The organism is Klebsiella sp. NPDC088457 (genome assembly GCF_044900465.1).
In the GTDB taxonomy this organism is placed as follows: domain Bacteria; phylum Pseudomonadota; class Gammaproteobacteria; order Enterobacterales; family Enterobacteriaceae; genus Klebsiella.
This window is the reverse complement of sequence record NZ_JBJDNH010000048.1, coordinates 24,251-35,608: the sequence shown is the minus strand read 5'-3', so window position 1 is coordinate 35,608 and position 11,358 is coordinate 24,251. Positions and strand designations below refer to the sequence as shown.

Below are 11,358 nucleotides of genomic sequence, written 5' to 3'. Positions count from 1 at the left end.
GCAATTCGTGGCGTTGTGCGCGCAGCATTAACGGAAGGTCTGGAAGTTTTTGGAATCTATGACGGTTACCTCGGCCTGTATGAAGATCGCATGGTTCAGCTCGACCGCTATAGCGTTTCCGATATGATCAACCGTGGCGGCACCTTCCTGGGCTCAGCGCGCTTCCCGGAATTCCGCGAAGAGCACATTCGCGCCGTGGCGCTTGAGAACATGAAAAAGCGCGGCCTGGATGCGCTGGTTGTTATCGGCGGCGATGGTTCCTACATGGGGGCGATGCGTCTGACCGAAATGGGCTTCCCGTGCATCGGCCTGCCCGGCACCATCGATAACGACATTAAGGGCACCGACTACACCATCGGTTTCTTCACCGCTCTGAGCACCGTTGTTGAGGCCATTGACCGCCTGCGCGATACCTCCTCTTCCCACCAGCGTATTTCTGTGGTGGAAGTGATGGGCCGTTACTGCGGCGACCTGACCCTGGCCGCGGCGATTGCCGGCGGTTGTGAGTTCATCATGGTGCCGGAAGTGGAATACTCGCGTGACGATCTGGTCGCCGAAATCAAAGCGGGCATCGCCAAAGGTAAGAAACACGCCATCGTGGCGATTACCGAACACATGTGCGATGTGGACGAGCTGGCGCACTACATTGAGAAAGAGACCGGCCGCGAAACCCGCGCGACCGTTCTGGGCCACATTCAGCGCGGAGGTTCTCCGGTTCCTTATGACCGTATCCTGGCGTCCCGCATGGGTTCCTACGCGATTGAACTGCTGCAGCAGGGCTTTGGCGGCCGCTGTGTCGGTATTCAGAACGAGAAGCTGGTGCACCATGACATCATCGACGCTATCGAGAACATGAAGCGTCCATTCAAGAATGACTGGCTGGACTGCGCGAAGAAACTGTATTAATTCTGCCGCAACGGCAACAAAAAGGCCTTCTCAGAGAGAAGGCCTTTTTTCATGGGCGGGTCATTCGATATCCAGCGCGTCCTCGGAGAGGATAATCCCGGTATTATCGGCATACAGATGGTCGCCGGAGAAGAAGGTCACGCCGCCGAAATTGACGCGTACGTCGCTTTCGCCGATGCCTTCGCCCGCGGCGCCCACCGGGATGGCGGCCAGCGCCTGGATGCCGATATCCAGATCTTCGAGATCGTCAACCTGACGAACCGCGCCGTAAACCACTATCCCTTCCCACTCATTTTGTACGGCCAGACGCGCCAGGTCGGCGTCAATCAACGCACGTCGGACGGAACCCCCGCCGTCGATCAGCAAGATGTGACCACGGCCGTTCTGTTCGAGCATATCGTATAGCAACCCGTTATCCTCGAAACATTTCACCGTGATGATTTGTCCACCAAACGACGACCGTCCGCCAAAATTGGAGAACAGAGGTTCCACTACGTTGACATCTTCCTGGTAGATGTCACAAAGCTCGGAAGTATCGTATTTCATAGGCTTAACGTTCAGTTGCTGCGAGAGTTTTTAGTATATCTCGCGAATCGCATTGTTGGCAAAATCATCAATTGTTAATTGATATTTGTCAGTTAACCCACCAGCTTGCTGCAAATAATCCCAATGACAAACAGCAGGTTGGTCAGGAGCGCCGCTTTTACCGTACGTTCCAGCATTGGACGCATCGCCACGGGAGCGCGTTCACGCAGCACAAATCGCGCCTGCTTCACCAGCAGCGGCATGGCGAGCAGGAACAGCCAACCCCATGGGTTATGTAGAGAAATCAGATTAAACAGCGCCAGACACAGCGGAGCGCCGATGAGCAGGCAGCTGTGGTAGCGGCGGGCGTTAAGCGGCCCCAGACGCACGGCGAGGGTATTTTTACCGTTCTCCCTGTCGCTATCGATATCGCGCAGATTATTGATATTCAGCACCGCTGCGGCTAACAGACCGCAGGCGGTGGCGGGCAGGAAAATCGTCGCGGCAATGCTGTGGGCCTGCAGGTACCAGCTTCCGACGACGCTCAGCCAGCCGAAGAACACCAGCACGGAGATATCGCCAAGGCCGATATAACCATAGGGGCGGGTGCCGACGGTATAGGTAATGGCGGCGATTATCGATAAGCTCCCCAGCACCATAAAGCCAATAAAATCGGCCATCGTCTGCCAGGCGCAGAACAGCAGCGCCAGCCCGGAAAGACAAATCAGCACCACGGTGACGATCAGCGCGCGCTTCATCTGCGCCGGGGTGATCGCCCCTTTTTGCATCCCGCGCAGCGGGCCGAGACGATCGGGCTTATCGCTGCCCTTAACCGCATCACCGTAATCATTGGCCAGATTGGATAAGATTTGCAGCAGGCCGGCGGTAACCAGCGCCAGCAGGGCTACCCAGGGATCGAAGTACCCCTGCTGCCACGCCAGCGCCGTGCCGACAACAATGGCGGAGAAGGCCAGCGGTAACGTTTTTGGCCGCAGGCTTTCCAGCCAGGCTTGGGTTCGGTTTATCGGTTGTTCAGTCATAATTCCTGGCCAAAAAAATGGGGCTATATAGCCCCATCGATTGTGATGAAAATACATTGAACCGGATTATAGGATAAAACGGCTCAGATCTTCATCTGCCACCAGTACATCCAGATGTTTACCGACATACTCAGCATCAATGGTGATGCTTTGGCCATTCATTTCGCTGGCATCGTAGGAGATGTCTTCAATCAGACGCTCCAGCACGGTGTGCAGACGACGCGCGCCGATGTTTTCGGTGGTTTCGTTCACCTGCCATGCCGCCTGAGCAATACGCTTGATGCCCTCTTGCGTAAACTCGATGTTGACGCCTTCGGTAGCCATCAGGGCTTTGTACTGGACGGTGATAGAGGCGTTCGGCTCGGTCAGGATGCGCTCGAAATCTTCCGTCGTCAGCGCTTTCAGCTCGACGCGAATAGGCAGACGGCCCTGCAGTTCCGGGATCAGATCGGACGGACTCGCTACCTGGAACGCGCCGGAGGCGATAAACAGGATGTGGTCGGTTTTCACCATCCCGTGCTTGGTCGACACGGTGCAGCCCTCTACCAGCGGCAGCAGGTCGCGCTGAACGCCTTCGCGGGATACATCCGGGCCGGAGCTGTTGCCGCCGCGCTTACAGATTTTGTCGATTTCGTCGATAAACACAATACCGTGCTGTTCAACGGCATCGATGGCGTCCTGCTTGAGTTCTTCCGGGTTGACCAGCTTCGCCGCTTCTTCTTCGATCAGCAGCTTCATCGCATCTTTGATTTTCAGCTTACGCGGTTTTTGCTTCTGCCCGCCCAGATTCTGGAACATCGACTGCAGCTGGCTGGTCATCTCTTCCATGCCCGGCGGGGACATGATTTCAACGCCCATCGGCGCAGCGGCGAGATCGATCTCGATCTCTTTATCGTCGAGCTGACCTTCGCGTAGTTTCTTACGGAATGCCTGACGCGCAGCGGACGGTTCCTGAGTCTGCTCCGCCTGGCCCCAGTTATTTTTTGCCGGTGGGATCAGCACATCCAGAATGCGCTCCTCCGCCAGCTCTTCCGCGCGGTAGCGGTTTTTATCGATGGACTGCATGCGGACCATTTTGATCGCCGCATCGGTCAGATCGCGGATAATAGAATCCACTTCCTTGCCCACATAGCCCACTTCGGTGAATTTGGTTGCTTCAACTTTGATGAACGGCGCGTTGGCCAGCTTCGCCAGACGGCGAGCGATTTCGGTTTTACCGACGCCGGTCGGGCCGATCATCAGAATGTTTTTCGGCGTGACTTCATGGCGCAGCTCTTCATTCAGCTGCATACGGCGCCAGCGGTTACGCAGCGCGATGGCGACAGAACGCTTCGCCGCGTCCTGACCGATAATATGTTTGTCCAGTTCGCTGACAATTTCGCGTGGGGTCATTTCAGACATAGGAGATCCTTACGCTTTAGAAGCTAATTCTTCGATGGTGTGGAAATGGTTGGTATAGATGCAGATATCGCCTGCAATATTCAACGCTTTCTCTGCGATGTCGCGAGCGCCCATATCGGTATTTTCCAGCAGAGCGCGAGCAGCGGCCTGGGCGTAGGGACCACCGGAGCCGATAGCAATCAGGTCGTTTTCAGGCTGTACCACATCACCGTTACCGGTAATGATCAGCGACGCATTTTCGTCGGCGACGGCCAGCAGGGCTTCCAGCTTGCGCAGCATGCGGTCGGTACGCCAGTCTTTCGCCAGCTCCACGGCGGCTTTGACCAGGTGACCCTGATGCATTTCCAGTTTACGTTCAAACAGTTCGAACAGCGTGAAGGCGTCGGCAGTACCGCCAGCGAAGCCAGCGATCACTTTGTCGTTATAGAGACGACGGACTTTTTTCACGTTACCTTTCATGACGGTGTTGCCCAGCGTGGCCTGGCCATCACCGGCAATAACCACATGGCCGTTACGGCGAACACTAACTATTGTTGTCACGAGCAGACCCCTTGGTTACAAAAGCGGAATAGGGGCCCCGCGGCTGACGCGGGGCAGAATGCAATTATAGATGGGGGGGATTTTTAGGGTTTCAACCCCTGGCGGCGAGACGAATGCAGTTTGCGTGTCCGGCCATTTTCAGACGGGTGATCATATCGTTGGCGCTATCCTTGCCTTTCAGCGGCCCAATCACCACGCGATTCCAGCCATTGTTAGTGGTGATGCGTGAGGAAAATCCTTCAAATGCCAGCTGAGCGCGGACGGTTTCCGCCTGCTCGGCGCCTTTAAAGGAGCCGCATTGAATCATCCAGCTGCGATCGTCTTTCTTCTCGACAGGCGCTTTCGGCGCCTCTTCAACGCGAGCGACCGGTGCGGCCGCCTGGGTTTTCGGCTGCGTGGTAGTATGCGCAGGCGTCTGCAGCAGATCCTGATACGGCTGCGTCGTCGAGGCGGTTTGTTTCGGCTGTTGTACCGGCTTAGGCTGCGATACCGGCTGCTCGGCAACCCGCTGCTGTGCGCGCGGCTGCTGGACAGGCGCTGCCTGCTGCTGAGTTTGCGCCCACTGCTGCTGGGCCTGTTGCTGCTGTTGTACCTGCTGCGCCGCGAGGCGCTGACGCTGCAGCGTCTGCTGGCGCTGAGCCGGCGTTTGTTCGTTCCACGGCACTTCGGTTAGCTGAGTCGGCTGCTGGCGCATATCCGCCTGCATCTGTGCCAGCAGCTGACGCTGTTCGTTGGTCAGCTGTTCCGGCTTCATGACTTCCCCGCCGGCCGTGGGTTCGGTAGGCGCACGGACGCCAGGCTGGCGACTTTCCAGCTCTTTGATATAGCGCCAGCGCTCTTCGGGTTTTGGCGGCAGGCCGTTACCCGCCACCTGACGGTTTTGCAGCGCTTCCGCTTCTTCTTTTTTATGGTGCGTGATGAAGTACAGTCCACCGATAAAGGCCACCAGCACTGCCGCCGCGATCGCAACCATAGTAGGTGAAACCGCCGGAAGGCTGCTTTGTTTATTCCTTGAGCTGCGGGTATTGCCCTTTTTGCGCCGCGAAGAAGCCGGTTGGCTGCGGCGTACATAATCTCGTTGTGCCACTATCGTTTCGCTGTTTTATTCGTTCGTCAGTCCGCCATGTTACTTAAGCGGCGGGCCTTTGACCAGAAGAGCAGGCCCGAAAGCCTGATGGTTATGTTCTGATTTTGCGTGTACTACCGCGTACGATCAGTTCGCAGTCCAGCAATCGTGAACCGCTGTTCACATTATGACCGTGGAGCTGGTCCAGTAATAGCAGCATCGCTTCGCGGCCAATATCAAAGCGCGGTTGTGCAACGGTCGTCAATGGCGGATCGCAAAATTCAGACAAAGAGATATTATCGAAACCCACAATAGACAGGTCGTCAGGCACTTTCAGGCCGCGGCGTTTTGCCAACGACAGGGCACCCAGCGCCATAATATCGCTGTGGCAGAATACCGCGGTCGGCGGCACCGGGAGCGCCAGAAGCTGTTCCAGGGCGTTGGCCCCGGCCTCGTAGGTAAAATTACCGCGCGCAATATAGTGGGGGTCAATGGTTATCCCGCTGCGGCGCAGCGCCTGCACGTAACCCTGGAGGCGGTAATGGCAGAGCGGCATCTCTTCCGGACCGGCGATACAGCCAATGCGCTGGTGCCCGAGTTCGTGCAGATAGTTCACGGCATTGAACGCGGCGGTGAGGTTATCGATATGCACCGTCGGTAGCTCAAGCTCAGGCGCAAATTCATTCGCCATCACCATCGGCGGGAGATTGCGCTGCTCTTCCACACCGGCGTCGAACGGCAGACGGGAGCCTAACAGCAGCATCCCGTCGATCTGCTTGGTAATTATCAGGTCGATAAAGGTTTTTTCCTGCCGGTTCTGATGGGCGCAGTCGCCGATCAGTACCAGATACCCCTGTTCCGCAGCGGTGATTTCGATACCCCGGATAATCTCGCTGAAAAAGGGATCGCAAATATCCGGCACGATGACCAGAATCGTACGCGACTCGTTGCGTTTCATATTGCGCCCGAGCGACTGCGGTAAATAACCGACTTCAAGCGCCGCCTGTTCCACGCGGTTACGGGTGGTCTGCGAAACCTTATCGGGATTCATTAACGCTCGGGACACGGTTGCCGTTGAAACGTTTGCCTTCAGGGCAACGTCTTTCATCGTGGCGGCAACCACCTGTTTTTTGGGCTTCACCTGTTTTCTCCTCGCTGACTGGCGCAGACACATCCCTTGCGATCTGACATCAGCAACATTTTTAGCAGATAGTCGATGTAGAGAGTTACAGAATTTTCATAAAAAACGTGATGGTTGTTGAATTTTTTCGATCCGTCTCGCAAGAGAAGGCTTAACCTTCAATAGGATCGACGTCGAGAACCCATTTTACCTTGCGCGCTTCCGGCAGCGTATTAATCAGCGCCAGCGTACCGCTGACGATATGCTGTAAGCGAACGCGTGACGGATGTTGCAGCAGGATCTGCCAGCGCCAGCGGCCGCCGCGTTTGGGGGCCAGCGCCGGAACCGGGCCAAGAACCCACAGTTTGTCATCGGCCAGCGGGCTGGCCTGCAATAAATTACGCAATTGCTGTAAGAACAGCGGCGCCTGCTGGTTGGTATGATCTTCGGCGCGAATCAGGACATGGCTGGTCCACGGCGGTAGCTGCATGGTCTGTCGTTCCGCCAGCGCCTGTTCGGCAAAGGCGTCGTAGCCTTTGTACAGCAGGGTTTGCAGCAGCGGATGTTCCGGGTGATGGGTTTGCAGAATCACTTCGCCCTGCTTACCGGCGCGGCCGGCGCGGCCAGAGACCTGGGTATAGAGCTGGGCGAAGCGCTCTGCCGAACGGAAATCGGCGGAAAACAGCGCGCCGTCGACATCCAGTAGCGAAACCAGGGTGACGTCCGGGAAGTGGTGGCCTTTTGCCAGCATCTGCGTGCCGATCAGAATGCGCGCCCCGCCGCGATGGATATCGCTGAGGTGCTGTTCGAGTGCGCCTTTACGGCTGGTGGTATCCCGGTCGACGCGTGAGATCGGCACGCCGGGGAACAGCGGCGCCAGCGCCTGCTCCAGCTGCTCGGTCCCCAGCCCGACCGGCACCAGATGCGTCGAGCCGCAGGAGGGGCACTGACGCGGAATCGGGCGCTGGCTGTCGCAGTGGTGGCACCGCAGATGATGCTGCGCCTGATGCAGGGTGTAGTAGCTGTCGCAGCGCGGGCATTCGGCGATCCAGCCGCAGTCATGGCACAGCAGCGCCGGGGCGAAGCCGCGACGGTTCAAAAACAGAATCACCTGATTATCGGCCTGCAAGTGCTGGCGCATGCGGGCAATCAGCGCCGGAGAGAGACCCGCCTGTAGCTGCTGCCCCTTTAAATCCAGCACGTGCTGCTGGGCCGGACGGGCGTTACCCGCGCGTTTCGTTAACTTCAGCTGGCGATATTTTCCCTGACGAACGTTGTATAAGGTCTCCAGCGCCGGAGTTGCCGAGCCCAGAATAATCGGAATTTGCTCGCTGTGAGCGCGCCAGACCGCCAGGTCGCGGGCATGGTAGCGCCAGCCTTCCTGCTGCTTATAGGAGCTGTCGTGCTCTTCATCGATCACGATGACCCCGAGATCTTTAAACGGAGTAAACAGCGATGAGCGGGTGCCGATGACGATCGCCGCCTCGCCGTTTTTGGCTTTCAGCCAGGCGGAGAGACGCTCGCTATCGTTAAGACCGGAGTGCAGGACCTCAACCGGGGCGTTAAACCGCTGGCGGAAACGGGCGATAGTTTGTGGCGTCAGGCCGATTTCCGGCACCATCACCAGCGCCTGGCGGCCTTGCGCCAGCACGTTTTCCAGCACGCTGAGATAAACCTCAGTCTTTCCGGAACCGGTAATACCTGCCAGTAACCAGGTGGAAAACCGGTCGGACGCGCTGTGGATCGCCCCAACGGCGGTGGCCTGTTCGGTGTTAAGGCGCAGCCGTTCGCCGGGGATGGCAAAGTGGGTTCGCCAGTCGGTGAGGGTCGGAGCTTCGCTTGCCAGCTCGCAAAGCCCTTTACCGCGCAGCGCCTGCAGCGCCGCATCGTTAAATTCCAGCTCCGCAACCTGATGGCGCCAGATTTTCCCCTGGCGTAGGGCGGCCAACGCCTGCTGCTGTTTAGGCGAGCGTTTGAGGCTATTGAGGTCGACGGCCTGGCCCTGTTCGGTTGCGAACCAGTACCACTGCGGCGCCGCGCTGGCCGGTTTACCCTGGCGCAGCATGATCGGTAGCGCGTGGAACAGCACATCGCCGATAGGGTGGTGGTAGTAGTCGGCCGCCCACAGCAGCAGGCGCCAGACGGCAGAAGAAAATACCGGCTCGGCATCGAGCGTTTCGACCACCGGTTTTAGCTCATCCAGCGGCAGCTCGCTGCGCTCGCTGATAGCGGTGACAATCCCAATGCGCTCCTGTTTGCCGAACGGCACCCGCACGCGACAGCCGGCTTTGACGGACATACCTTCAGGTAGCACATAGTCAAAGGTGCGGGGCAGCGGAACGGGCAGGGCAACGTGGGCAACGGGCATGTCATCTTCCTGACTTGAAATCTGGCCGGTTAGTATACACATTGTGATAAGGGCACGCGGATCAGTTTGCATATGCTGGTTAAATTCTGTATGATTCGCCGCCTTTGGTGTGCTTCGTGCGACATCAAACCTATACTTATTACCCGAGAGTTCCGCACGGTGGTCATTGTGCCGGCAGCGTGGAAGGTGACGGGAAATTATTAACATCGCGTGGTGTCTGGCGTTAGGGCTGGAAGAGCGACGCGGCCTTAACTGAGGTTCTCCCATGAAAAAAGATATTCACCCGAAATACGAAGAAATTACTGCTTCTTGCTCTTGCGGTAATGTCATGAAAATCCGTTCTACCGTAGGTCACGACCTGAACCTCGACGTGTGCGGTAAATGCCACCCGTTCTACACTGGCAAGCAGCGTGATGTTGCGACCGGTGGCCGCGTTGACCGCTTCAACAAGCGCTTCAGCGTACCGGGTACCAGCAAGTAAGTTGCTGGAAGAAAAAGCCGCCTCAGGGCGGCTTTTTTTGTTTCTGGCGTCATACGCTGCCCGGCAGCCAGGGCCGAACAGAGACAAAAAAGGGCAGAAGGAAGCTTCTGCCCTTTTTATTTATTGACTTAGTATTCCCACGTATCCGGGTCGATACCCATCTCGCGCATAATCTGTTTCGCCGCTTCCGGAATCTCATCGCTGCGCTCTTTACGCAGGTCTTCATCGTTCGGTAACGGTTGACCGGTAAATGCATGCAGGAACGCTTCACACAGCAGTTCGCTATTGGTGGCGTGACGCAGGTTGTTGACCTGCCGACGCGTGCGTTCATCGGTGAGGATCTTCAACACCTTCAGAGGAATGGATACCGTAATTTTTTTTACTTGCTCACTCTTCTTACCGTGCTCAGCGTATGGGCTGATATATTCGCCGCTCCATTCAGCCATGAGATACCTTTAATCCTCTAGTCATTAGTTAAGGGCCTGAATATCTGTCCGTCATACTGCAAGCTGCCTGTATGACGGGTAGAGAACCCGGACCATAATTGCGCATAGTTTACCGTAGAGGGGGCGTTCTGACACCCGATAAGCCCCTGCCGATGTGCGCTAATGCATATAATTTTAACGGCTATTCGCTGTTTGCTCAATCTATACGCAAAGAAGTTTAGATGTCCAGATGTATTGACGTCTATTGTGACAATGATTACTCTGGTGCCTGACTTTTCACCGATTCAGCCCAGGAACTGCCCAAATGACGCGTAAACAGGCCACCATCGCAGTGCGTAGCGGTTTAAATGACGACGAACAGTACGGCTGCGTTGTCCCGCCGATTCACCTTTCCAGTACCTATAACTTCACCGGCTTTAACGAACCCCGTGCCCACGACTATTCCCGTCGCGGTAACCCAACCCGTGATGTGGTGCAGCGCGCGCTGGCGGAGCTGGAAGGTGGAGCGGGCGCCGTGCTGACCAATACCGGCATGTCGGCAATCCTGCTGGTGACGACCGTGTTCCTGAAACCGGGCGATCTGCTGGTGGCCCCGCACGATTGCTACGGCGGCAGCTATCGCCTGTTTGATAGCCTGGCGAAGCGCGGCTGCTACCGCGTACTGTTTGTCGATCAGAACGATGAGCAGGCGCTGAACGCGGCGCTGGCGGAAAAACCGAAGCTGGTATTAGTCGAAAGTCCAAGTAATCCGTTGCTGCGGGTGGTGGATATTGCGAAAATCTGCGCGCTGGCTCGTGAAGCGGGGGCGGTGAGCGTGGTGGATAACACCTTCCTGAGCCCGGCGTTGCAAAACCCGCTGGCGCTGGGCGCCGATCTGGTTCTGCATTCGTGCACCAAATACCTCAACGGTCACTCCGATGTGGTGGCTGGGGTGGTGATTGCCAAAGATCCGGAGACTGTCACCGAACTGGCATGGTGGGCGAATAACATCGGTGTCACCGGCGGCGCGTTCGATAGCTATCTGCTGCTGCGCGGTTTACGTACGCTCTCTCCGCGTATGGAAGTGGCGCAGCGCAACGCGCTGGCGATTGTCGACTATCTGAAAACCCAGCCGCTGGTGAAAAAACTGTATCATCCGTCTCTGGCGGAGAATCAGGGGCACGAGATTGCTGCGCGTCAGCAAAAAGGTTTTGGCGCGATGTTAAGCTTTGAGCTGGAGGGCGATGAGCAGACATTGCGCCGTTTTCTGAGCGGATTATCGCTATTTACGCTGGCTGAATCGCTGGGGGGCGTAGAAAGTCTGATTTCGCACGCCGCGACGATGACCCACGCAGGCATGGCGCCTGAAGCACGTGCGGCAGCGGGGATTTCAGAAACGCTCCTGCGTATTTCGACCGGTATTGAAGATGGTGAAGATTTAATTGCCGACCTGGAAAATGGCTTCCGGGCAGCAAACGAGGGATAA

At 57.0% G+C, this 11,358-nt stretch carries 11 protein-coding genes; 3 read left to right on the top strand and 8 right to left on the bottom strand.

Translation table 11 applies throughout. The features are described from left to right. On the top strand, positions 1 to 906 hold a 906-nt coding region (pfkA, locus tag ACI2JR_RS23535; protein WP_462479585.1), incomplete at its 5' end, for a 6-phosphofructokinase. A gap of 60 nt (positions 907 to 966) precedes the next feature. On the opposite strand, the gene rraA is transcribed toward pfkA, so the two are convergent. From rraA to priA, 7 genes are all read right to left on the bottom strand, one after another. After that, complete coding sequence (rraA, locus tag ACI2JR_RS23530; RefSeq protein ID WP_004869382.1) at positions 967 to 1,452, bottom strand: ribonuclease E activity regulator RraA; 486 nt, start codon at positions 1,450 to 1,452, stop codon at positions 967 to 969. 92 nt (positions 1,453 to 1,544) lie between these two features. Next, a complete protein-coding gene (menA, locus tag ACI2JR_RS23525) occupies positions 1,545 to 2,471 on the bottom strand; it encodes a 1,4-dihydroxy-2-naphthoate polyprenyltransferase (protein WP_132731811.1) in 927 nt (308 codons plus the stop codon). 66 nt (positions 2,472 to 2,537) lie between these two features. Then, positions 2,538 to 3,872, bottom strand: a complete 1,335-nt coding sequence (gene hslU, locus ACI2JR_RS23520; protein ID WP_132731812.1) for an HslU--HslV peptidase ATPase subunit — start codon at positions 3,870 to 3,872, stop codon at positions 2,538 to 2,540. Positions 3,873 to 3,881: 9 nt separating this feature from the next. Continuing rightward, positions 3,882 to 4,412, bottom strand: coding sequence for an ATP-dependent protease subunit HslV (gene hslV / locus ACI2JR_RS23515; RefSeq protein WP_095105382.1), 531 nt, complete (start codon positions 4,410 to 4,412; stop codon positions 3,882 to 3,884). Between the two features lie 91 nt (positions 4,413 to 4,503). Then, positions 4,504 to 5,499, bottom strand: a complete 996-nt coding sequence (gene ftsN, locus ACI2JR_RS23510) for a cell division protein FtsN (RefSeq protein WP_462479584.1) — start codon at positions 5,497 to 5,499, stop codon at positions 4,504 to 4,506. Positions 5,500 to 5,590: 91 nt separating this feature from the next. After that, positions 5,591 to 6,619, bottom strand: coding sequence for a DNA-binding transcriptional regulator CytR (gene cytR / locus ACI2JR_RS23505; RefSeq protein ID WP_132731814.1), 1,029 nt, complete (start codon positions 6,617 to 6,619; stop codon positions 5,591 to 5,593). Between the two features lie 151 nt (positions 6,620 to 6,770). Continuing rightward, positions 6,771 to 8,966 (bottom strand): primosomal protein N', encoded by a 2,196-nt coding sequence (gene priA / locus ACI2JR_RS23500; RefSeq protein ID WP_132731815.1) that lies wholly within the window; start codon positions 8,964 to 8,966, stop codon positions 6,771 to 6,773. Between the two features lie 265 nt (positions 8,967 to 9,231). Here priA and rpmE point away from each other — a divergent pair, with 265 nt between their 5' ends. After that, complete coding sequence (rpmE, locus tag ACI2JR_RS23495; protein ID WP_004869403.1) at positions 9,232 to 9,447, top strand: 50S ribosomal protein L31; 216 nt, start codon at positions 9,232 to 9,234, stop codon at positions 9,445 to 9,447. Between the two features lie 128 nt (positions 9,448 to 9,575). Here the strand turns inward: rpmE and metJ are convergent, their stop codons facing one another. After that, complete coding sequence (gene metJ / locus ACI2JR_RS23490) at positions 9,576 to 9,893, bottom strand: met regulon transcriptional regulator MetJ (protein ID WP_004869405.1); 318 nt, start codon at positions 9,891 to 9,893, stop codon at positions 9,576 to 9,578. Between the two features lie 304 nt (positions 9,894 to 10,197). On the opposite strand from metJ, the gene metB reads away from it, so the two are divergent. Beyond that, the gene (gene metB / locus ACI2JR_RS23485) at positions 10,198 to 11,358 is read left to right on the top strand and encodes a cystathionine gamma-synthase (RefSeq protein ID WP_132731816.1); all 1,161 of its coding nucleotides are present in this window, start codon (positions 10,198 to 10,200) and stop codon (positions 11,356 to 11,358) included.